Here is a 23,443-nt window from a genome sequence, read left to right on the forward strand (position 1 = left end):
GAGGTTGAGTGCCCTTGTCGAAACCATGCCTGTGATGTGGGGTGAGCGATGATCGATGTAATCTACGTAGAGCGCGAAGCCCGAGAACATCCGAGAGCCCAAAAGATTTTAGAGAGATTCTCAAAAGCCACGGTCATCGAGTGTGAGCGATATGGAGAGGTCTTCAATAGAGCCTCGCAAAACTTCCGTTTACAAAAGCAGTCACCAGCATTGGTTTTGGCGAAGAAATTCGACAACTTTGTTTTACCTACCCCAGATGGATATGGAGTGGGTGGTCACCACAACTATTACTTCTCGCACATGCTCAATTGTCTTTACGATTGTAGGTATTGTTTCTTGCAAGGGATGTATCGCTCGGCCAATTATTTATTGTTTGTCAATTACGAAGACTTTCAAGATGAGATGAGAGCGACACTGAAGAAGTATCCCGAGGACGAACCTGTCTACTTTTTCTCCGGCTATGATTGCGACTCAATGGCGCTTGAGAATGTTTCCGACTTCGCCGCTGACTTTATGCCCTTTATGCGCGAGCACCCTTCGGCCTATTTGGAGCTGAGAACAAAGAGCGCGAATATCAAACCACTTTTGGCGATGGAGCCAACTCCAAATTGTATCGTTGCATTCAGTATGACTCCCGATGCAGTGGCAAAAACTCTCGAGCATGGTGCAGCGTCTGTTAGCAGCCGAATAAAATCGATGAAAAAACTCGCGGACGCTGGGTGGAAAATAGGTCTTCGCTTTGATCCGCTTATTTATCATGAAGAGTATCAAAGTGCTTATCGCGGGCTTTTTAACGATGTGTTTGAAAAGGTTCCAAGTGAGGCCGTTCATTCCGTGAGCTTTGGACCGCTTCGTTTTCCTCCAGCGATGTTTGAGAAGATCCGTAAGCTCTACCCGCAAGAGCGACTCTTTGCCGGGCCGCTTACAAAAGATAGGCAAATGGTTTCCTATCCGAAAGCCATCGAAGATGAGATGGCGAGCTTTTGCCGGCAAGAATTGGAACGGTTTGTTCCCGAAACGAAATTTTTTGCCTGCACTCCCGGAGGACCAGGATGACACTGACAAAAAAGGTATTGGTGACGGGAGCAACCCGAGGAATTGGACGCGCTATTTCGCAGAAGCTTTTAGATGAAGGGCTCGAAGTGATTGGCGTTGGACGAAACCATCAGGATGGTATCGAGCATGAACGCTACACGGCTGAGACATTAGATTTGTCTGATCTGAAGTCGCTGGAAAAATCACTGCCTGAATTGGCCAAACGCTACCAAGATGTTGATGCGGTGATTTCGAATGCAGGCCGCGGGATTTTCGGTGGCTTGGATCAATTCTCAGCGACTCAGATTCGCGAGGCTATGGAGCTTAATTTAGTAAGCCATATGGTGTTGGTACGAGCATTTTTACCGCGTTTGAGACAAAGGCAGCATGCCGACATTATCTTGATGGGCTCAGAGGCGGCGCTTCGGGGCGGCAAGCAGGGCAGTCTTTACTGTGCGGCGAAATTTGGGCTTCGCGGTTTCGCTCAGGCTCTTCGTGAAGAGTGCGTATCGAGCGGGGTTCGAGTTGGCATGATTCATCCGGGCATGGTGCGGACCGAGTTTTTTGAAGAACTGCACTTTGAGCCAGGAGCGGGCGATGACCAGGCTATTTTGCCGGAAGACGTGGCTGAGGCTCTTTGGACGATGTTAAGTATGCGCCGCGGGACGGTAGTAGACGAGTTGACACTCTCGCCGCAGAAAAAAGTGATTCAGTTTAAAAAGTCGTAAGTGGATTGGGTGAAGGTCTTGAATACGTATTTGATTATTATTCTTTTTACGCTTGTCGGTGAATTTGTCATTCAGTCGGCGGCGCGCATACTCAACCTACGAGCGCTGAGTGATACATTACCCGCAGAATTTGCCGGGTATTATGACCAAGAAAAATATTTAGAATCTCAAGCTTACACGAAAGCCAATGGCCGCTTGGGTATGGTGAGTTCGACCTTCTCTATGGTCGTTGTCGTATCATTTATTCTTTTGGGCGGATTCAATCATGTGGACCTCTGGGCACGAGGTTTTGGTCTGGGAGAGCTGAGCACGGGGTTGATATTCTTTGGTGTTCTCTTTGTTCTTTCAGATCTCTTGTCTTTACCATTTTCTCTCTACGGAACCTTTTCCATTGAAGAGCGATTTGGCTTCAACAAGATGTCCATCGCAACGTACTTTACGGACAAGCTTAAATCCTACCTTTTGGTTGGAGTTTTTGGCGCACCGTTGTTGGGTGCGATTTTATACTTTTTCCAAGTTGCCGGTGATTTGGCATGGCTGTGGGCATGGCTTATCGTGAGCGCGTTTATTTTGGTTTTGCCTCCTATTTTTACAACCTTCATCGCGCCGCTTTTTAATAAGTTTGAACCCCTGCAGGATGGAGAGCTTAAGGATGCCTTAAGTGCCTACGCCTCGAAGGTGGATTTTCCCTTAACCGGTGTATTTGTAATGGACGGCTCTAAACGCTCGGGCCATTCCAATGCCTATTTTAGCGGGTTTGGTAAAAACAAACGAATCGCTCTTTATGATACGCTGGTGGAGAAACACAGCGTGACGGAGCTGGTTGCGATTTTAGCCCATGAAATAGGCCACTATAAAAAGAAGCATATTGTTGTGGGAACCGCGATGACGATTGTTCAACTGGGCGTACTCTTTGGCATTTTGTCATTGTTTATAAGCGAGCCAGCTTTGTTTAATGCCTTCGGTGTTGAAACCGTATCCGCTTATGCAGGCCTGGTCTTTTTCTCGCTGCTCTACTCACCGATTAGTTTTTTGCTCGGGATTGCACAAAATGCATGGAGCCGGCGTAACGAATTCGAGGCCGACGCATTTGCCGCTCAAACTCTTGGCACCTCGGAAGGTTTAATCGAGGGGCTTAAGACTTTAAGCGTTGCAAATCTAGGAAACCTAACGCCGCATCGTTTAACTGTATTTCTAAATTATACCCACCCACCGATTCTGACGCGTATTGAGCGCCTTGCTGAGATTGGCTAGATGGCCGGCAACTCAATCCGGGTGGCGCAATTTTCCGATTTACATCTTTCGGGTGCCCCAGGAACGACCTGTAAAGGTATAGATACCTGGGCGCAGCTCGAAAAGATGCTCTTAGATTTAGAGGCTCAAGGTTCGACTGATGCCTTGGTCTTAACAGGCGATATTGCTCATGATGAGAAGCGAGAGACCTACGAGCAGTTGAGAGAAATTCTAGAAGAGAGAATATTCCCATATTGGGTCATTCCAGGTAATCACGACAGCCCTCAGCTTATTCGTGAAGTGTTTTGGGATCGTGTTGATCCGAATGCCGCATCGGCTTGTTTTTGTGTAAGCCTTAAAGGCTACGGGCTCATTGGTTTGGATACACATAAACCTGGAAGTGATGGTGGTGTTCTCGGTGATGCAACGAGAGATTGGTTTCAAAAGCGGCTTGCAGAGCTTTCAACGACTCCAGTCATTGTTTTTATGCATCATCCTCCATTGGATACCGGCGATGCGTTCTTTGATTCGATTGGGCTGCATAACCGAGAAGAATGGTTTCAAAGGATAAAGGGTTACCCGCAAATTCAAGCCATTGGTTATGGTCACCTGCACCGAGTGATGCGGCTTTACGAGAAACCATGGGTACAGGGAGCACCTTCTACAGCCTTTGGAATGGTAATGCTGAATGAGAGGCTTACCCCCGTGAAAGAGCAAGCAGGCTTCTTAATCTGGACCTTAAGCGATACCGAGGTTAGCGTAGAGGTTTTGGCGGATTTGTAAGATGGGGCCAGTTAGCAGGCACGACAAAGCCTCTTGAGATTTCCTCGTAGCCAGAATCATTTCGCTGGAGCTGGGCGACTAAGAGCGGACTTTCCCGTGTACTAAAGTGAGATTCTAAAAGCAGTTCGAGTTGGCGGCGGGTGAGGAGTGCGCCTTGGTCGTGTGTGATTAAGGGCGCAAGCCAGTAGGGCTTGGTGAGAAGAGCCCAGAGGCCCTCGTTGGGATTTTTAGGTAGCTCATCTTCACCATGTCGGATCCAAAAACCTTTGAGGTGATTTGAATTGAGATGACCCGGTAATTCCCCGGGACTGGTTTCAGAGCAATGGTAAAAAAGCCAGCCCTTCACAAACGCTTGTCGCCGAATGCAATCGGTACCATTCAGTGGCCCGAGTGCCAGTGCGAGATTTTCCGGCGTGCTTCGTGGAAGCTGCTTTTCAAAAAGTCGCCCAAGCTTGGAAGCCAGATTATCTGCCGTATTGGGACCAATGAATTCATGGTCCTCGCAGCCAGGCTTTAGCTGTAGGTAGTATTTGACGGCCGCCTCCCAGTGCACAAGTTGCTCGCCATCGCGAAAGAGAAAATCGATTTCGCCTAGGGTCTGTTTGCCGCGGCGTAGCTGAAGATTATTGGTCACCACATCAAAGGTCGTTAAATTGCGCAGCCAGTAATTGGTGAGCGCTTCAAAGTAGCGACCCACTCGGTGACCCGGCAGTTTTTCGAGGTAAGAGAGCAGGGGATTGGGATCTGCGTCCAGCTCTTCGAGTTTTGGCAATGCTTTTAGAAAAGCGTCGTCGCAGGCTTGGCCGGAGAAGCTTGGCCGGTCTGCAATATCGCCACGAAGCATAACCGGGCTGGCAATGACCCACGCTAAATCGCGTACTCTTGGATGTTTGAATCTTTGTGGCATTGAGTTCTCTGTGCTGAACCTATAGCAGAAGCACGACATGAAAAGGGAGTCTTGTTGTGCCGCGACATACTGTTGACGATACCATCGTTTTTGATCCAGCTCTTAGAGAGAATATTTTAGGTCTCGAAACGCCGGGTAAGATTACAGAAATACTGCGAGAATATGTGGGCGATGAGCGCTTTGAGCGCATGAACTCCATTCTTGATCTTCGAACCCGCCGTTTGACCGCTTTGCTTGAGAATGTCACCAACCCGCACAATGCGGCGGCTTGTTTACGCTCCTGCGATGCCTTTGGGATTCAGGATTTACATGTTGTGACAGAGGACTCTCAGCCTATCCGAGTCGCCCGTGGAATCGCTCGTAAGTGCCATAAATGGTTAACAGTTCACCACCACCGCGATCTTGAAAGCGCGCTCCATGCGATTAAATCCGCGGGCTACCGCTTGGCGGTGACGGATCCTGGCTCTGATACCCAAGCAGCCATACCGCTGGAGTCGGTTTCTATGGACGAAAAGCTCTGTGTGGCCTTCGGAAATGAGGCTTCGGGGGTGAGCGATGAGCTACGCGCCGCGGCTGATTTTTTGATGGTCATACCCATGCATGGATTTGTCGAATCATTAAATATATCAGTAGCTTTTGCGCTTTCGATGCATTGGCTTCGGTGTAAGCTCGATGCCGGGGCCGAGGGCGTAGGAGACTTGACCGAGGATGAGCGAGTGAAAATCGTTGACCGCTGGGTCTTGGAGCAGGTTTCTAGGTCACAGGACATACTCAAAGAGTTAGACCGCAGAAAAAGAGCAGCAGAAACGGCTCCCTAGCTGCTCATTTCGTACTTGCAGAATACGGGCAAAATAATGTAGGGCCTTATTGTTTTTAGGGATATTGGGGATGAAACGAGCCTCGAGCGCCGGTAAAGGAAGTCATTGATGCGCCGCACAATGTTCAACGCGAAGATTCATCGAGCAACGGTCACACAGGCCGACTTGCATTACGAAGGAAGTGTCACCATCGATCAAGATTTGCTCGATGCAGCTGACATTCTCGAACACGAATCCGTTCATATTTGGAATATCACCCGTGGTACCCGTTTGGTTACTTACGTGCTCTCTGGTGAGCGCGGTAAAGGGGATATCTGCATCAACGGAGCTGCTGCTCATTTGATGGAGCCAGGGGACATGGTCATTCTAGCAACGTATGTTGAATTAGAAGACGCAGAGGCCCGTGCCCATAAACCAACTGTGATTCGAGTTGATTCGAAAAATAGAATGGTCAGCGACGCAGCTGAAATCGCGGGCCCGAATCCACCCTTGGATATCGCCAGCCTTTGAGGAATAAGAATGTCTTCAGGACAACCCTCGAGTTCTAATGATGTCTGGCCGCCTCAGGGTATCCAAGAACGTAGAGAGCGTGTCTTTCTCATTCTCGCAGGACTCTTCTTGGGAACGCTGACGATGCTCAATATCTTGGGCATCACGCGTTTTATCGATCTCTCATTCGAAATCTTCGGTCTCCAAATTCCATTCGTTTTGGCAGTTGGCGTCTTACCGTACCCAGTGACGTTCCTATGCACGGATTTCATCAGTGAGTTTTACGGCGAAAAACGAGCCAATGCGCTGGTTTGGACAGGCTTATTGCTCAACATCTGGGTGGTCTTTATCTTGTGGCTAGGCGGCGCTTTGCCGCCTCAGCCCGTGATGGACCCCGCAACGGGCTTGCCACCGATTGGAACCCACGGTCGCGTCTTTTTTGAAATGAAGGGCCTCGCATTCGGAGCCATCGCAGCGTCTATGATTGCTTATTTGGCGGCGCAGTTTTGCGATGTACGACTTTTTCATTTTTGGAAAAAGCTCACTGGCGGCAAGCATCTCTGGCTGCGTAACAATGCCTCAACGGTGGTTAGTCAGCTGGTCGACACGACTGCGGTCATTTTGATTACGCACTTTTATGCCAACGCTTTGCCTATCGACAGCCAGGCCTCTTTATGGCCCCAGCTTCTTACTTTTATTGGTTCCGGCTATGTCTTTAAGGTGAGCTGCGCTGCGCTAGATACCGTCCCATTTTACATCGGGTCGAAATGGTTATCTGAATATTTAGAGATAGATCCCAGCGAAGTAGGTCATTGATCTCAATTATTTATCTAATTATGACTAAAACACTCATAATTAAGTTCACAGGGGTTCCCCTAGCCAGTTGATTGTGTAACTACTTTCAATATGACGAATTATGCACTGAGTCACCTCGACCAGCTCGAGGCCGAAAGTATTCATATTATCCGTGAAGTCGTGGCTGAATGTGAGAATCCAGTCATGCTCTACTCCATTGGCAAAGATTCATCTTGTATGGTCCGGCTTGCTCAAAAAGCGTTTGCGCCCGGGCCTGTGCCGTTTCCGCTCTTACACGTAGACACCACGTATAAGTTCCGCGAGATGACTGAATTTCGGGATAATTTTTGTAAAGAGCAAGGTCTTGAGCTTCTGGTTCATACCAATCAGGACGCAGTGGCCGCAGGAATCTCGCCTTTCGTTCACGGAAGCCAGACTTATACCCATGCCTACAAGACCGAGGCACTGCTTCAAGCTTTGACGAAGGGCGGCTACGATGCTGCCTTTGGCGGGGCTCGAAGAGATGAAGAAAAGTCGCGCGCTAAAGAACGTATCTATTCATTTCGCGACAAGTTTCATCAGTGGGATCCTAAAAATCAGCGACCTGAACTCTGGAACCTCTACAACGGTAAGGTTCATAAGGGTGAGAGCATTCGCGTCTTCCCACTTTCAAACTGGACCGAGTTAGACATCTGGCTTTACATCTACAAAGAAAGCATCCCCATCGTACCGCTCTATTATGCAGCGAAACGCCCTGTGGTGCAGCGTGATGGCCTTAACATCATGGTGGACGATGACCGCATTCCTCTTGAGCCCGGTGAAGAACCCGAAATGAAAATGGTCCGTTTTCGCTCGCTCGGTTGTTATCCGGTTACGGCGGCGCTCGAGTCCGAAGCGACAACGCTGCCAGAAATTATTGAAGAGACATTGCTGACTCGAAAGAGCGAGCGGGAAAATCGTGTGATTGATTATGACCAAGAAGGTTCAATGGAACAAAAGAAACGAGAGGGCTACTTCTGATGTCTATTGACGAACTTCTCGCAGAAAACGAAAGTATGGATCTACTCAGGCTGGTAACGGCCGGTAGTGTAGATGATGGTAAATCGACTCTGATTGGCCGCCTGCTTTATGAGTCCAAAGGGATTTATGAAGACCAGCTAGACGCCATTGAAAAAGCCTCTAAGAAACAGGGTTCAGCCGGGGAACGGGTTGACCTTGCTCTCTTAACAGATGGGCTGAAGGCTGAGCGCGAACAAGGCATTACCATCGATGTCGCCTATCGCTATTTCTCCACGCCGCGTCGAAAATTTATCATTGCCGATTCACCAGGCCACGAGCAGTACACCCGGAACATGGTCACAGGTTCGTCCACGGCTTCCCTCATGATTATCCTTTTGGATGCATCTAAGGGTGTCTTGGTACAATCACGTCGCCACGCATTCTTGGCCTCACTCCTGCGTATCCCTCACCTTGTCGTTGCCATCAACAAGATGGACTTGGTGGATTATAGCGAAGAACGCTTCCGAGAGATTGCAGCAGAGTTCACTGACTTTGCGGCGCGACTCGAGTTAACAGACCTAACGTTTATTCCTGTTAGCGCTTTGGAGGGTGATAACGTTACCCATCCAAGTAAAAAGATGGACTGGTATAAGGGTCGTAACCTGCTGAGTCACCTTGAAACGGTTCATATTGCGAGCGACCGAAATCTCATCGATTTTCGATTTCCCGTTCAATATGTTTCGCGGCCCAACTCAGATTTCCGCGGATACATGGGCAATGTTGCCAGCGGCGTTGTTCGCCCAGGTGATGAAGTCTTGGTTTTACCTTCCGGTGTTACGAATACGGTGAAGGAAGTTCGCGATGCCAACGGACTGATTGAGTCTGGTGTATCCTCTCAGGCGCTAACCCTGGTTTTAGAGAATGAAACCGATATTAGCCGCGGTGATATGTTGGTGCATCCTCAAAACCGGCCCACTGTAGACCGGTGTTTTGAGGCCATGGTGGTGTGGATGAGCGACACGCCGATGAGCCAGGATAAGAGCTATGTGATTAAGCAAAGCACGCAGGTTGTGCCGGGTCGAATTTCAGACCTTCGGTACCAAGTGGATGTAAACACACTCCGAAAAACGGATGCTGACTCGCTTGAGCTTAACGAGATTGGCCGATGTGCATTCACGTTGAATCATCCGATTACCTTTGATCCCTACCGCCGCAACCCTGGGACGGGGGCGCTTATCATCATCGATAGGATGACCAACAATACCGTGGGTGCTGCGATGATTATCGGGCCCCTCCAAGACTCCGACAAAGCGAATCTCGGTAGTTGGCAGAGCACGCCTCACGGTGGCTATCTGGAGCGACAAGAAGCGGCGGGGCACGTGCGGCTTGAAGAGCGTATTGAAAAGCAGGGCCATAAGCCCGCAACGCTCTTACTCACGGGACTCACAGGCACCCGAAAGCGCTCAATTGCCTACGCACTGGAACGTCGCCTCTTTGAAGAAGGCGTGAATGTGATGGTTCTAGAGGGCCAGAGTATGCGGTTGGGCTTAGGGCGAGACCTCGGTTTCTCTGTGAAAGGCCGCGACGAGAACTTAAGACGCGTATCTGAAATGGCCCATTTACTGAATGAAGCCGGTACGCTTTGTATCTGTTCGTTTGTGGCGCCGTTTGCCGATACGCGCGCTCGAGCAAAAGAGTTGGTGGGAGCCGATAGATTCCTCGAGGTCCATGTGGACGCACCGATTGAGTTTTGCCGAGAGAATGATCCGTCGGGGCTTTACGCCAAGGCTGACATCGGTGAAATTAAGGATTTTCCAGGTGTTACTGTTCCCTACGAGGCTCCTCAAGCACCAGATTGTAAATTAGACAGCAGCGAACAACCCGTTGATGAATGTGTTGAGCGGCTTGTTGGCTTATTGCGAAGCAAAGGCATCATAAAAGCAGATGCGTAGCTTTGCATGATGCGTAGCGTTTCATAGACTGTAGTCATGAAGTGGTTTTCGTTGTTTGTCATTGCAATGGTGTGGGGAGGGCTTAGTGCTCAAACCAGTAGAGCAGCCAATGCGCGAGAATCTAAGGCTTGGTCTCTGATCGCATTCGAGCGTGAAGATTTTCCGCCAGCACAACTCACCAAAATTGAGCATATGGTCGAAGGCGGAACCGTCGACGAAATTCACGTTCATGTTCTTCAAGAAGATTTGGAGCGAATTGGTCGATGGCCACAAAAGCATCGGCTTGTTGTTTTCGACTTACAAACACTTCGGCCTCAAAACCTACAGAAAAATATTGGCGGGGATTATCATACGCCCGAGACAATGCGCTCGGCGATGGAGTCCATGATTGCGCAGTATCCCGAATTAGCCCGTATAAGTGTCATCGGTCACTCCGTCGATGGGCGGCCCATTGATGCTATTGTGGTTTCAGATAATATCTCGAAACGAGAATTAGATGAACCTTGTTTACGAATGGTTGCCGCCTACCACGGCGACGAATGGGCTTCTACTGAAGTGGCTATGGCAACAGCGTGGGCCCTGCTGGGCCGTTATGAGACTGGTTCGGCAATTCAGACAATGGTTGATCGGTATGAGTTTTGGATTATTCCTATCCTCAACCCGGATGGTTTTGTGGCTTTCGATAGGCGCAATGCAAACCGCGTTGATTTGAATCGTAATTTTTCATGGGCATACGAACAAACATCCCAAAGCGGTGACCATCCATTCAGCGAACCCGAAACGCTGGCCCTCTACGACTTAAGTATGACGCGGGCCTTCCACCATAATCTTTCCGTTCACTCGGGAGCCGTCAACCTTGGGTGGGTTTGGAATTATCAAGAGACTGTGTCGCCAGATGAGGCGTGGTTTCAAAGGGTGGGGGAGAAGTATTTAGCAACCACCTCGGCGCCTGACTTTTGGATAACCAATGGTGCGCAGTGGTACATGGTGAATGGTGAATCGACCGACTGGCTCTATGCCACCCGCTCAGGGCACGATTACACCTTGGAGGTCAGCATTGATAAGGCTCCTCCTACGCGAAGGATTGTAGAGCTGGTAGAGCAGCACCTTGAGAGTACTCTTGGCTTTTACGAGCAGCCTGGGCTTCAAGGTCGCGTGACTACCACTCTTGGTGAACCGGTTGAGGCCAGTATCACGTTGGGGCAAAACGGCAGCGCGATGTTTTCCGATCCTCGTACCGGGGCATACTACCGTCCGTTGTCACCGGGTACTTACGACGTGACTGCATCCTCTCTTGGGTTTTCACCGGTTCGTGAAACTCTCGTGATAGGTGAGGGTGAAGTCGTAGTTTGGAATCCTACTCTTGCTCCTCTCTTGGATATTGAAATTGAACGTTTCGGTGTTCTCTCAAACACTCGTTCAACAGGTGTAAGTGACGACAGCTATATTGATTCAGAAGCGTTGGCTTCGCTCTTGAAAGCGGGTGCAACTCTTGAGCTTTATCGGGTGGGAATCAATGGTAGCTACCGCATTCCATTAAGAATTGATGGGGCTCGGGTTTTTCTAGAGCTCAACGACTTGAACCGTACATTGCGTGAACAACGCGGGTTTTGGGATCTGCTGCTAAAAGACTCCAGTGGCGAGGCTATTCACCGTTTTGGGCAGGCCGTATTTCTGGTGGATACCTTTCCAAACGAGGAGATGGCATCTGATTACTCTCTCGAGAAAACGGCTGCAGGTCGCTATATTTTTCAGGGCGTGGCGCAGGAGCCAGGCACTGAACTTGTATTGTTGGGGCCACAGTTGAGAGTTGGTCTGCCTTCAGGCCGCATGCCTTATGAACCGGGCTACTTTAAATTCGAGCTTTCAGGTGAAGCGCTTGAGCCGGGTGATTGGCATCTAAGGTTGTCTCAGAGTGGAGTTTTTAAGCGAGTCCCTTGGTTGATCCGAAATAACGGAACTGAACTCTCGCTCATTGAAGTTTCGAAGATGTTGAGTGAAGAGCAAAGCCAACTGCCGAGCTCTCAGGGCGGTTGCACTTGCCAATCAAGCCAACCGATGGGTTGGATTCTATTGTTCGCACTGGGTCTACGCTTGATGCGCAGACGTCATGTGGCTCTATTCAACGAAGCTAGATAGAATCTTGGTTCGTGAAGGGTGACGTAGCTTTCGAAGTGCTTTGGCTTCAATCTGACGAATGCGCTCGCGGGTGACGTTGAAATCATGTCCGACTTCTTCGAGTGTATGGTCACTCTTTTCGCCAATTCCGAAGCGCATACGCAGAATTTTTTCTTCGCGCGGCGTTAGGGTAGCGAGTGCTTGACGAATTTGAGAAGTAAGATTGTCGCCGATAGCTGCATCTGCAGGTGATGCGACTTTCTTATTCTCGATAAGGTCTCCGAGAGATGCATCTTCATCTTCACCGATCGGTGTATCAAGAGATACTGGCTCTTTGGTGATGCTTAAAACCTTGCGAACTTTCTCGATACCCAAGTCCATCTTATCTGCAATTTCTTGCGGCGTCGGTTCACGCCCAAGATCTTGGAGAAGATAGCGACTGGTTCTGAGCACTTTGTTGACTGATTCAATCATGTGAACAGGAATACGAATGGTTCGTCCCTGGTCAGCGATAGCCCGTGTAATGGCTTGGCGAATCCACCAAGTTGCATAGGTCGAGAATTTGTAACCACGCTGATATTCAAATTTCTCAACACCCCGCATCAGGCCAATGTTACCTTCCTGGACGAGGTCCAAGAACTGTAGGCCGCGGTTGGTATATTTCTTGGCGATTGAAACAACGAGTCGAAGGTTGGCTTCCACCAATTCTTTCTTGGCTTGTTCGGTTTTAGACTCAGCCAAACTGATGGCTTCAAACGTTTCACGTAACGAATCGATGGTGACATGCGATTCTTGTTCAACACGCTGAATGCGTTTGGTAAAGTGGTGAACACCTTTGAGTGTGACTTCTGCATCTTTGGGTGCGAGGCCAAACTTATTGACGAGTTCACGGGTGGTCTTGGGTGCCTTAACGCTTAAGTACTTTAGGTCGGCGCTCGAGATATTAAACTGAAGAGACAGTTTTCTAATGTCTCTTTCCGCTTTATCAACGCGGCGTACATACGCCTTGAGCATTGCGAGCACGCGCTGAACCTGCTGAGTTTGTAGCCGCAGTGTTTCAAGCTGCTCGATCACTGAGTGGCGTTGTTTAACCAGTTTGGCAGGAGGCTCTTGCTCAGGGTTTTTCTTTTTCTTCGCGAATGATGTTTCTTGGGAGATTAACTCTTCAAAGTCCTTGCCCAGTACTTCGATTCTCTTAACTGTCTTTACAATCAACGCTTCTTTTTCTTCATCGGTCACAGCGTCTTCATGATCCATCAGGACTTCCGCAATTTCGATACTGCCGAGCCGTAACTTTTCAGCAAGCTCTAGGATTGCCTGAATTGCAACTGGAGAAGAAGTGATTGTCTCGAAGATTTCTTTTTGGCCCGATTCGATACGCTTTGCGATTTCGACTTCACCTTCGCGGCTAAGCAAAGGAGCAGAGCCCATTTTTCGCAGATAGAGTCTTACAGGATCAACAGATGCATCGTTTTCTAAAACACCGGTTTTGACGGTGGTGCTTTTACCGCGTGATTTGCGGGCGCGTTCCAAAACATCAATTCCAGCTTTATCAAACTGGGTAACCGCTTTTTTAAGCTGAGCGTTGTTGGTTGCATCGGGGATGGCTTTTTTGATTTCCTTGAGGAGAACAAAGCCACGTTCCTTCGCTTCGCTGAGGAGAGTTCTTAAGTCTTTAACCGGGGATTTAGAGCGGCGGCCTTTTGGTTTTGCCGCGCGAACTGGTTCTTTCTTCTTGAACAAACCGGATATCTCACCAAGGTCTGCTCCTTCAAAGCCCATAAATTCGTTTTTACCAGAGTCTTGCTTCTTATCTGAATCGTTAGCCATGATTCTTTCTCCCCCTGCGACGGAACAGCCGTTTATCCTCATCGTTTGTTTGGATAATGTGACCCTCGATGAACCCCGTATGAACCGGATAACATGGTGGCCACAACTGGGCTATTATTCCGCTATTTTAGTCTAGTGTTCGGTCTCAGTTTGAGCCGAGTTTCCCCCAAAGTAATATTCATTATTGTTCGTGAATTGTTATGCTGGTTGGTCTTTCTTAATCGATAAGCCTGGGTGTGTTTCAAGCTCTTGTAAGAGTCTGTCGGACTCCGGAGAGTTGTAGACCATTAGATTTTTGAAATGCCAGTATCCTTCAATTGTTGTTGAAAGAAATTCCATACCGAGACCGTCCGAATTTGCTCTTGCAAGTTTACACTTCACGGGAACGGTAAGTGGCGCTTCTGAAGAACCAAGCTTAAGACGGAGTTCACATTTGTCACCGATTTGCGGTGAGCCGTCTGAATCAATCTCGAGATTAACGAAGGCACCACCGAAACTCATATTGCGAGTTGTGCCTTTTAGAACGGGGCCATCTTCCATATAAATCTCAGCCGAGATATGAACTGCAACTCGTGTATGCTTTCGATTATTTGAATCCGCTAGTTGGCTCATTTTTACTCCCCCAAAAGAAGTCAGCCGGTGCAGGTCACCGAAATTACCGGTGAATTTAATTGTTTCATATACCGAAGCCGAGTGCGAACCAAGATATCTGGGATTTTATGAATTGTGATCATAAGGTGAGGTTATGTGTGACAGCGTCGCACATTAAATTACATGAAGTTGTGAGTTATGCCTGAATTACCCGAAGTAGAAACTGTGCGTCGAACCCTGGAACCCGTCTTGAGGGGCGATACCATAAAGGGATTTATTATCTATGAGCCGCGTCTGCGTTGGACTTTGGAGCCATCTGACTTAGAGCGATGGGTGAAGGGTAGGACGATTCGCAATATGGCGCGTCGCGGCAAATATCTCATCTTCGTTCTCGAGGGCGGCGGTGCGATGTTGGTTCATCTTGGTATGACCGGTGTATTAAGTTTGGCAAAAAGATCGCACGAACGTCGTACACATGACCATGTCATTTTTGAATTGGCCAGTGGTGGCCAACTTGTCTTTAATGACGTTCGCCGTTTTGGTTCGATTGATGCGTTTGAATACAGTGGCATTGCTGAGCACCCGAGGCTTTGTCACCTTGGTCCGGAACCTTTGGAGGCCGAGTTCAACGCCGAGTATTTATACCGGGTTAGCCGCGGAATGAAAGTGAACATTAAGAACTTCATTATGGATGGACGCCGTGTGGTGGGCGTGGGTAATATCTATGCAGCGGAAGCCTTATTTCATTCTGGGATTCATCCCAAGACTCCGGCAAGGCGAATTGGTAAAGAACGCTGCGCCCTTTTGGTAGAGGCGATTCAAAAGATATTACAAGATGCCATTGTTAAGGGTGGAACCACTATCAGCGATTTTCGCAATGGCTATGGCGAGGTGGGTTACTTCGGGCAGTCATTATCGGTTTATGGACGAGAAGGGGAACCATGTACGCGTTGCAAGAAAATCATTCGGCGGATGGTTCAGGGCGGTCGCAGCACATTCTACTGTGCTGGCTGTCAGCGGGGTTAGCTCACTGAGCTTATCTGACGGCGGTCACACATGCGTCTCATTTTAGCCAAGCCTTGAACTTGGATCTGTCGAACTCGCTCTCTAGACAAATTGTACCGTTGGCCAATCTCGTCGAGGGTTTGGTCGGTGTCATCCCCAATACCGAATCGGCGAATGATGATATCTCTTTCCATTGGATTGAGCAGACCCATTAAATCGCGAATACGTTCTAAGGTATTCTCGCGAATCAGAGCTTCATCGATAGCGGGCCGGCTTTGGTCGCGTACTAAATCTACAAAGCGTCGTGGGTCGCTGCTGCTTAATTCCTCGTCCAGTGAAACTGGATCAGGATTGATGCCGTTTTGAATATCCTCGACCTTGGCCAACGGAAGCTGCAGCGACTTGGCAACTTCTTCAGAAGACGGACTTCGTCCAAGTGTATGGTTCAAGCTGTTGACGGTTCTCTTAACCTGCCGCCGTGAATCGATAACGTGAACCGGAAGTCGAACTTGCGAGCCTTTATTGATAATGGCGCGTTCAATAGATTGTCGAATCCACCAGTGTGCGTAAGTTGAGAACCTAAAGCCTCGCCGGTAGTCAAAGCGGTGAACCGCCTTGAGTAGCCCGATGTTGCCTTCTTGAATCAAATCGATGAAGGCCAGTTTGTCGTTGTGGAATTTTTTGGCCACACTGATCACAAGCCTTAGGTTGGCTCGGACGAATTGATTTCTCGTGCGAAGGGTAAAGCCTCTGGAGCGTTCCAGGTTGATAAGTTGTTTTTCCGTGATTTCAAAAATACCGGTGGCGGTATGCGTTGGCTGCCACACTAAGCCTCTTAGTCCAGAGAGAACTCTATCAAGGAGTGCGTTGTCAGAGTCCCAGTTCTTTAACTCCATACTTACTTGAGTAATGAGCTCATCGCGCTTGGAGTTTTTGCGCTTTGATAAAGTATCGCTCTTGGCTGCTGCGCGTTTATAACTGCCCGTTAGCTTCGCGAGTTTGTCTTTTGTCTCTGCTTCCAAATCATCTGAGCTTTGAACCAGAACTTCGAGCATACCCGGGTGATTTAAAATGATGGACCAAGTTTCAACACAGAAACTCTCCAGCTCTTTGGCTTTCTCGGATTCTTGGTCCGCAGTGAAGAGGGGAATATGGCTGAGCTGTTTCATATATTGGCTCAGGCCATCAATGGTGCCCACACGAGGCACCGCCTTCTTGGGAGGAGCCTTTTTCTTCGGCGCTTTGTGGCGCTTTTGGACAACTCGGGGCTTTGCTTCAACCGGTGACACCGTGAGGCTATCGAGCAGATCTTGTTCTGCTTTTACCTCGGCGGCGGTGGGTTCTTGTCCCTCATTCAAATCTATTTTGGTCAGATACGTTTTCATCCTCGATTACCTACATCTCCGGGCTGGAACGCAGATATGCACATAACCGCGTTCCATGTCGTTAGACGGCGGGTCGCTTGAACGTATTCACGGGTGAGTCAGGTTTTAGAGCTCTCGGGCAAAGAGTTCTGCTAACCTACGATCATCTGATCACGCTCACGGACTAAGCCTTACCCCCTGGGGAGGGTTCTCTTATAGAATCGACTAATTTTTCACAAAATCAACCCGATATCGGAAGAAAACCAAATAAAAAGGTAAGACCAAAGGTAGGTAAATGTAGGTAATCGTTATTATTTAACGATTATGGACTAGGATTTTGTTACCTGCTTGAAAGCAGACTTCAATCTTGTTGCCACTGAGCTCTTTCATGACGACTCCAAGACCAAAAGTTTTATGGTCGAGTACGTCGTCTGGAGTGAAGGCCTCGGTTGCCCGGTAAGCTCGGCTTTGGGAGATATCGCGGTTGCTCATCACCACATCGAAATTTTGTACTGGCGCGACCTTTGCGGCAGCTGTCCGGCGCGTGCCGGGGGTCTTGCGAACTGGAGTTTTCTTTTTCGGCTTTCCAACGTCACCACGGTATTTGTGCTTTGATTGACAGGTTTTACACTGAACCATGGCAGGTCTTACACCGTCCATTGCGATGATGACGTGAGCCAATTCCATGCTGCATTTTCCACAGCGAGAGTCGATATCGCTGCCGGCACCAAATGTTTTTGTCATTACACTCATGATTTTACGTCTCCATGCCGGGGGGATAACCGGACTTTTCGATCAACTTCTTATATCATAAACGGTCAGTTTAAGGGGAGGGGGTGTTCTTCACTCCGTTTTCGGTTACTTATCCGTTATGGCTGTCTATACACATCTCTCGGAGAACGAACTCCGTCGATACATCCAGGTTTTCTCGGTCGGGGAACTGATTGAAGCCCGGGGTATCAGTGCAGGCACGATCAACACGATATATGAAATCAATACAACTCACGGACGCTTCATTTTACGGATTTTAGAAGGTCGAACGCGCTCAGACGCACGTTTTGAGGAAGAGTTGATCGTTCACCTTACCAACAACGCCCTGAAAGTCCCGAAAATGATGGGGGTCAGCAAAGGCGGCCACGTCGTTTCGATCAATCCGCGTCAGCAGTTATCCATCTTTGAATATCTGCCAGGCCGAGAGGTAGCAGTCTTTGAAGTGAGCGACGAGCACTGCAGGCAAGTCGGTCGATTCCTTAGCGATATGCACGTTGCATGCAGAGACTTGGGGCGCCGGCGTCGAAACCGGTTCGATTTAGAGCGGTTGATGGAAATCTTAACGCATTGTGAGCAGATTCCTGTTTCTGATGAGATTTCAACAGAGCTTCAATCGATTCGCAAAAGACTCGAGGATCACAAGCCTCCAAAGCATCTTCCAAAGGGAATCGTTCACGGTGATCTCTTCATCGATAATGTGCGCTTTAGTCATGGCGACCTTTGCGGTGTTCTAGACTTTGAAATGGCTTCTACAGGAGCACTGAGCTACGACATAGCGGTAGCACTGTGTGATTGGGCATTTAGTCAAAACGTACTGATTCCGTCGCGTGCGCGTGCACTTGTTGAAGGCTACACTGAAAACAGACGACTCACTCCTGCTGAGAAGAAAGCGCTTTATGGCCTTTGTCTTTTTGCGGCTACGCGTTTTGAAATTACGCGGGTGCATGACTTTGAGGTTGTCGTGTCGCCAGACGCAGACCGACTCCATAAGGATTACCGGCACTTTAAAGACCGGTTGAAGTCGTTTGAAGATATGGGCAAAGAGAGATTTGAAGCTGAAATACTTCTACCGGCCTGTGCAGCGAGCTGATTAAAGACCGGCTGTTATTACCCAGCGGCCAGCTTCGCCCATCGAGAATTCGATTCTGTTAAAATCTTTGTGTGTTTCCCAAAGATCGCCGGAGCTTAGTCCAAGCTTTGCGCGAGAGTTGTATCGAACATCTGCCCAGGCTGAATCACCATCAACTTCGATGTTGTGAATTTCAAACGTGAGGTAGACTTCTTGGGCCACCTTAAGGCTCGATGGAATCACGTTTTCGATGAGATGCTTGTATCCATAGTCATCTGCCTGATCGATGGTTCCCATGTCTTCAAAGTAGTTCGTAGCAACAAGAGTAATAATCTTGTCCGCGTCCCGCTCCTGCATCGCGCTTCTAAACGTGGTGAGCACTTCAAGAACGGCGCGGTTCTCTTCGGTGTCGGGCACGTTGGTGCCTTCAATGGTTCCGTGTGCGCAGCCGATGACTGAGAAGGTCAAGACTATCAATAGGGTCGAAATCAGATTGTTCATGTTGTTCTACCTCGAACGCAAAATCTTTTGGTGCTGCTATCGTAATTAGCAAAATGTCTCAAGGACATGAAAAAATATGTATTTTTAAATCGAAATGCTTGGTTTTGACTCATTATTCCGGATTTTTAGACCAGTATTTCTCGCGCTTAAAGCATTTATTGCCAAGTTGACCTTCCTCCCAGCCGTTGACACGAGCCAGACACCTCAGCATAAGCACCACCATGGTAAAGATAGCAGTTATTCCCGGCGATGGTATTGGTGTTGAAGTGACTGATGAGGCCATGAAGGTCCTTCAGGTGGTAGATGAAAAATTTTCCTTAGGAATTGACCTCGAGCATCTCGATTACGGTGCTGAGAGATACCTGAAGGACGGAACAACCTTACCAAAGGGTGAAATCGAGCGATTTCGTAAAGAGATCGACGCTGTTTATCTCGGGGCGCTGGGTGACCCTCGGATCCCGGATATGATTCACGGGCGAGAAATTCTGCTTGGTATGCGTTTTGAGCTGGACCTATTCATCAACTTTAGACCAGTACGCTGCTTTTCCGACAGCCTATGCCCCCTCAAGAACAAAGCAGCCAGTGATATCAATTTCACCGTGTTTAGAGAAAATACGGAGGGTATCTACGTTGGTATGGGTGGAAACTTTAAAAAGGGAACCCCTCATGAAGTCGCGATTAACGAGGATGTGAACACGCGAATGGGCGTGGAGCGTATCATTCGGGCAGCCTTTGCTTTTGCGAAAGCAAACGGCCACTCCAAGGTGACGATGGCGGACAAGAGCAATGCCATCCGCTTTGCACATGATTTGTGGCAACGTGTGTTTGCTGAGGTGGGTGAGGAATATCCCGAGATTGAAAAAGAGCACCTCTATGTAGATGCTCTGGCGATGATGCTGATTAAGTGCCCTGAGCGTTTTGAAGTTATCGTCACGAATAATTTATTCGGCGATATCATTACAGATATTGGTGCTCAGCTTCAGGGCGGCATGGGAATGGCCGGCAGTGGGAATATCAACCCGGACGGCGTTTCACTTTTTGAGCCAGTCCATGGTTCCGCACCAGATCTTGATAAGAATCAGGCCAATCCGATTGCTGCTATCCTGACGGTTGAGATGATGCTTGACCATTTGGGCTTTAAAGAGGCGGCTAAAACCATTGGAGATGCTGTTTTGGCGTTTCTAGCCGAGGGTAAGATGCCTCTGGAGCTTGGTGGCTCAATGGGTACGAAAGAAGTCGGTGACGGGGTCGCTGCTCTGATTTAACCGTCTTCGTCGGGCACCGTGATTCGAAAGCAACCGGTGGTCGTTGATAAATCCTGGCCTTCATTCATGCGGGTCAGCTCATCTTCCCGGAGTTGGGGAAGGTTCTCGTTTACTGGGCGTGCAGCCAGAAGCTGATCGGCTACGGCGAGGCGGTGGCAAGCCACTCGGGCCACGTTGAATACAAACTGCCCAATGGCTCCGTTGTGACGGTCGCGGAGTAGATTAAATGTGGAGCGTTCCAGCACGAAAGCGGACACTCGGGTGAGTGCTCTGACCGTCGAAACAGCAGGAAGTTCACAGAATAACTCGATTTCTCCGAGGACGGTTGGTGCTTCTAATTCAGCCAGAGTTCGCATCTGGTTATCAGGACCATTCTTCTCAACCGCGACCTTCCCCCGTGTCACAATAAATAGAGGAATATTTTCGGATTCTCGGATGATAAAATCACCCTCTTGGAATTCTACCGGCGGCATACTGTCCACCAGTGCCACCAATTCGTCGATTGATATCCCTTGAAAATAGGGCAGTTCTAATAAGTCTACGTGAGGCATCTCTAATCCATACTGAGCCGCTTAAAAATAGCCTACTCCCGGCTACTTACATTAGCAAACGATCTGCGTTGTTTTTTGACTTGGCTAAGCTGGAGAAGGCCCTTGCGCAACGTGGCCACGTCTGGCAAATACGCGCCAATTGGCTAGGTCTTCGCCGTGATGACCGCCCCAACGCCACACCTGCGACCTAAAGGTAAAAGATGTCTCGAACCGCTCAATTCCCCAGTGCAACCGGACAATTAGTATGGTCACCCGCCGACCCAACTCTTGGCGTGGGTGTCATTACCCAGGTTGAAGGCACACGCCTTCATGTTCATTTCTTACGCCTTGGTGAGGAGCGTGTTTATACAAGCCGCCGCGCCGATTGTGCCATCATTCGTTATGATATCGAAGCGGGTGAGCGGGTACGCCACCGAGCGGGTGGTGACTATAGAATCGCTGAAGTTCTCGATGAGAACATCGATAGACTCAAAACATACGAACTGGATGATGGGCGTGCGTGCACAGAAACTGAGCTGGTTCCCGATATCCGCGACATTGGACCTAAAGAACGACTTGCTACCTTAAACCTCGTCCACCCTGAAGTCGTAAGAACTCGCGTTCACGGTTTGGAATTGGCAGATTGGGGTGCACGGCCCGGTGTCGCTTCTATTCTCGGTACCCGAGTTCAGTGGTTACCGCACCAAGTAGACGTTTCTACACGTGCCATCGCACATGACCCAGTTCGTTTGCTGCTGGCTGACGAAGTTGGTCTAGGTAAGACTGTAGAAGCAGCTTTGATCTATGCCGGTCTTCGAGCCGAAGGCAGAGCCAAGCGTGTTCTCATCCTTACTCCTCAAGCACTTTGTATTCAGTGGCTTGGAGAAATCTATCGTAAGTCTCATGAACTCCTGGTCTTGTTGGACGAAGAGCGCATTGAAGCTTCTTTGGAGATGGACGACGAACTCAATCCTTTTGAAGCGCATCAGCGTATCATTACATCGATCCCTAAAGTCGCGGGCAGTCGTCGCCTCACCGCACAGGCGACCCACGCAGAGTGGGACCTTGTTGTTGTGGATGAAGCGCACCATTTGCGTTGGGACGAGCAGTCTGGTGGCAATGCTGCCTACAAACTCGTTGAACGTTTGGCCGGGCAAACTCGCAACATGCTGCTGCTAACCGCAACACCGATGGCATTGGACCCTACAGAATATCACGCACTTCTTAGACTTCTGGACCGCGACCGTTTCGAAGATCCTACTGCATTTAGCGCAGTTCGTGAACGCGTGGCGGGTTTATGTGCCGCGGCTCGTCACCTTGCATTTTCAGTGGACCACAGTGAATCTATCGACGATGTCACCGCTGGTTTAACCCGTGAATTGTTGGCCGATGCGCCCGAAGACCTCGAACTTTTTGAGGAGCTTCTTAGCCTCGACCCAAGTGATGGAAAACGAGCGGAGCAAGGTGAGCAAGTTCTCGACCTTTTACGCGATAGGCACGGGCTTACTGATTACGTCGTTCGTAACCGCCGCGGGCCTGTTGGCGGTTTGCCGCAGCGTCAGCCTCATACGATTGCGCTTGAGCCTACTGAGATGCAAGACATTCTCATCGATGTCGGCGAGAGTGTTGTTTTAGAAGTCGCAGAGACGATTACCGATGATGCTGAGCGTTACCGGACCATGGGACAAATGTTACGTGCCATGTGGGCCACTCCTGGAGCTCTTTTAGAGATTGCTCGGGGTATCAGTCCTATTTTGGTTCAGCAGCTTGAGCCGCATGTTCTCGGTGTCCTTAATGAGCCAGCAGATTCGGATGGGTTGCCTACAGGTGATGCCCGTCTACGATGGTTGGTTCAGCTGATTCGTAAGAGCGGCGGCGAGAAGCTTCTTGTCTTTGTTGAAAGTGCCGTTGCGGTACGCGCTCTGAAGGAAGCCTTGGATATCTATTTCGGTGGCAAAGTCGCAGTCTTTCACCGTGAACTTTCTCCACGAGACCAAGACCGTCAGGTCGCATGGTTTAGAGATCCCAGTGGACCCCAACTGATGCTTTCAACAGAAGCAGGTGGTGAAGGTCGAAACTTCCAGTTCTGTCACCACGTGGTTCTTTACGACTTGCCGTGGCGCCCAGCGACCATTGAGCAGCGTATCGGCCGGGTAGACCGGGTTGGTCAAACTCATGATGTGGAAGTTTATGTTCCCTACTTTAAGTCGGGGTACGAAGCGGCGATTTTAAAGGTCATGCAGCAGTCCATCGGTGTTTTGGATAAAACTGTAGGCGGTATCGACCATGCTCTTGAGTATGTAAGTTCCAGACTTGCCCAATTGGTTTATGAAGGTTGCGGCGTTGAAGAGTGGCGCGAACTTTATGCAGACACAGAGCGTTTGGTAAAAGAATCAACGGACCGAATTGAAGCCAGCGCAGATCCTATTTTAGACCATGCAAGTTTCTCCAATGACCGTGCGCAAGCCGTTTTAGGAACTGTTCCGGTGAACCTCGAGGAAAGCACAGAAGCGTTTGTTCGGGGATACGCTGAGCACAGCCGATTAAAGATTGCACACAAAGACACAAACCTTGTGGCCATCGATGGCGCGCCTGGTGCAGCCGGTGAACATATGAGTACCGGTTATGTGGCAACGTTTTCACGGTTGCATGCACTAGAC

At 49.3% G+C, this 23,443-nt stretch carries 21 protein-coding genes; 14 read left to right on the top strand and 7 right to left on the bottom strand.

The window, feature by feature from the left end; all coding sequences use genetic code 11:
- Positions 1–48: 48 nt before the first annotated feature.
- From HOK28_10390 to HOK28_10405, 4 genes are read left to right on the top strand one after another with little or no spacing between them, the layout of a single operon-like run.
- Positions 49–1,056: a DNA photolyase gene (locus HOK28_10390; GenBank protein ID MBT6433491.1), complete on the top strand. Its 1,008-nt coding sequence runs from the start codon at positions 49–51 to the stop codon at positions 1,054–1,056.
- Positions 1,053–1,763 carry an SDR family oxidoreductase gene (locus tag HOK28_10395; GenBank protein ID MBT6433492.1) on the top strand — a complete coding sequence of 237 codons (711 nt, stop codon included), beginning with the start codon at positions 1,053–1,055 and terminating at the stop codon, positions 1,761–1,763. Before HOK28_10390 ends, HOK28_10395 begins: the two co-directional genes overlap by 4 nt.
- A gap of 18 nt (positions 1,764–1,781) precedes the next feature.
- The gene (locus HOK28_10400; GenBank protein ID MBT6433493.1) at positions 1,782–3,017 is read left to right on the top strand and encodes a M48 family metallopeptidase; all 1,236 of its coding nucleotides are present in this window, start codon (positions 1,782–1,784) and stop codon (positions 3,015–3,017) included.
- Complete coding sequence (locus HOK28_10405; GenBank protein MBT6433494.1) at positions 3,018–3,779, top strand: hypothetical protein; 762 nt, start codon at positions 3,018–3,020, stop codon at positions 3,777–3,779.
- On the opposite strand, the gene HOK28_10410 is transcribed toward HOK28_10405, so the two are convergent.
- Entirely contained in the window at positions 3,751–4,686 is a 936-nt protein-coding gene (locus HOK28_10410; protein ID MBT6433495.1) for a DUF1853 family protein, read from the bottom strand. The two genes, HOK28_10405 and HOK28_10410, sit on opposite strands and share 29 nt — an antisense overlap.
- A gap of 56 nt (positions 4,687–4,742) precedes the next feature.
- Between HOK28_10410 and HOK28_10415 the strand changes: the two genes are divergently transcribed.
- The 6 genes from HOK28_10415 (at position 4,743) to HOK28_10440 (ending at position 11,878) form a co-directional block, all read left to right on the top strand.
- Entirely contained in the window at positions 4,743–5,504 is a 762-nt protein-coding gene (locus HOK28_10415) for an RNA methyltransferase (GenBank protein MBT6433496.1), read from the top strand.
- Positions 5,505–5,612: 108 nt separating this feature from the next.
- Entirely contained in the window at positions 5,613–6,014 is a 402-nt protein-coding gene (locus HOK28_10420) for an aspartate 1-decarboxylase (protein MBT6433497.1), read from the top strand.
- Between the two features lie 9 nt (positions 6,015–6,023).
- Complete coding sequence (locus tag HOK28_10425; protein ID MBT6433498.1) at positions 6,024–6,809, top strand: queuosine precursor transporter; 786 nt, start codon at positions 6,024–6,026, stop codon at positions 6,807–6,809.
- A gap of 90 nt (positions 6,810–6,899) precedes the next feature.
- A complete protein-coding gene (cysD, locus tag HOK28_10430; protein MBT6433499.1) occupies positions 6,900–7,808 on the top strand; it encodes a sulfate adenylyltransferase subunit CysD in 909 nt (302 codons plus the stop codon).
- Positions 7,808–9,739, top strand: a complete 1,932-nt coding sequence (gene cysN, locus HOK28_10435) for a sulfate adenylyltransferase subunit CysN (protein ID MBT6433500.1) — start codon at positions 7,808–7,810, stop codon at positions 9,737–9,739. The genes cysD and cysN overlap by 1 nt, the downstream gene beginning before the upstream one ends.
- A 36-nt stretch (positions 9,740–9,775) precedes the next feature.
- Entirely contained in the window at positions 9,776–11,878 is a 2,103-nt protein-coding gene (locus HOK28_10440) for a hypothetical protein (GenBank protein ID MBT6433501.1), read from the top strand.
- Here HOK28_10440 and rpoD read toward each other — a convergent pair.
- Complete coding sequence (rpoD, locus tag HOK28_10445; protein ID MBT6433502.1) at positions 11,858–13,687, bottom strand: RNA polymerase sigma factor RpoD; 1,830 nt, start codon at positions 13,685–13,687, stop codon at positions 11,858–11,860. The two genes, HOK28_10440 and rpoD, sit on opposite strands and share 21 nt — an antisense overlap.
- A 198-nt stretch (positions 13,688–13,885) precedes the next feature.
- On the bottom strand, positions 13,886–14,299 hold the full coding sequence (locus HOK28_10450; protein ID MBT6433503.1) for a PilZ domain-containing protein: 414 nt from the start codon (positions 14,297–14,299) through the stop codon (positions 13,886–13,888).
- Positions 14,300–14,476: 177 nt separating this feature from the next.
- Here HOK28_10450 and mutM point away from each other — a divergent pair, with 177 nt between their 5' ends.
- The gene (mutM, locus tag HOK28_10455) at positions 14,477–15,304 is read left to right on the top strand and encodes a bifunctional DNA-formamidopyrimidine glycosylase/DNA-(apurinic or apyrimidinic site) lyase (protein ID MBT6433504.1); all 828 of its coding nucleotides are present in this window, start codon (positions 14,477–14,479) and stop codon (positions 15,302–15,304) included.
- Here the strand turns inward: mutM and HOK28_10460 are convergent.
- Together HOK28_10460 and HOK28_10465 are read right to left on the bottom strand one after the other, a co-directional pair.
- Complete coding sequence (locus tag HOK28_10460) at positions 15,301–16,668, bottom strand: RNA polymerase sigma factor RpoD/SigA (GenBank protein ID MBT6433505.1); 1,368 nt, start codon at positions 16,666–16,668, stop codon at positions 15,301–15,303. The two genes, mutM and HOK28_10460, sit on opposite strands and share 4 nt — an antisense overlap.
- Before the next feature lie 294 nt (positions 16,669–16,962).
- On the bottom strand, positions 16,963–17,400 hold the full coding sequence (locus tag HOK28_10465) for a hypothetical protein (GenBank protein MBT6433506.1): 438 nt from the start codon (positions 17,398–17,400) through the stop codon (positions 16,963–16,965).
- 118 nt (positions 17,401–17,518) lie between these two features.
- On the opposite strand from HOK28_10465, the gene HOK28_10470 reads away from it, so the two are divergent.
- Positions 17,519–18,508 (top strand): homoserine kinase, encoded by a 990-nt coding sequence (locus HOK28_10470; protein ID MBT6433507.1) that lies wholly within the window; start codon positions 17,519–17,521, stop codon positions 18,506–18,508.
- On the opposite strand, the gene HOK28_10475 is transcribed toward HOK28_10470, so the two are convergent.
- Positions 18,509–18,988, bottom strand: a complete 480-nt coding sequence (locus tag HOK28_10475) for a hypothetical protein (GenBank protein MBT6433508.1) — start codon at positions 18,986–18,988, stop codon at positions 18,509–18,511. It lies immediately after the preceding gene.
- 221 nt (positions 18,989–19,209) lie between these two features.
- Between HOK28_10475 and HOK28_10480 the strand changes: the two genes are divergently transcribed.
- Positions 19,210–20,253: a 3-isopropylmalate dehydrogenase gene (locus HOK28_10480; protein MBT6433509.1), complete on the top strand. Its 1,044-nt coding sequence runs from the start codon at positions 19,210–19,212 to the stop codon at positions 20,251–20,253.
- Here HOK28_10480 and HOK28_10485 read toward each other — a convergent pair.
- Positions 20,250–20,804: a cyclic nucleotide-binding domain-containing protein gene (locus HOK28_10485; protein ID MBT6433510.1), complete on the bottom strand. Its 555-nt coding sequence runs from the start codon at positions 20,802–20,804 to the stop codon at positions 20,250–20,252. The genes HOK28_10480 and HOK28_10485 overlap by 4 nt on opposite strands.
- 200 nt (positions 20,805–21,004) lie before the next feature.
- Here HOK28_10485 and HOK28_10490 point away from each other — a divergent pair.
- A partial coding sequence (locus tag HOK28_10490; GenBank protein MBT6433511.1) for a DEAD/DEAH box helicase family protein occupies positions 21,005–23,443 on the top strand: 2,439 nt, incomplete at its 3' end.

Source organism: Deltaproteobacteria bacterium (assembly GCA_018668695.1).
GTDB lineage: Bacteria > Myxococcota > XYA12-FULL-58-9 > XYA12-FULL-58-9 > JABJBS01 > JABJBS01.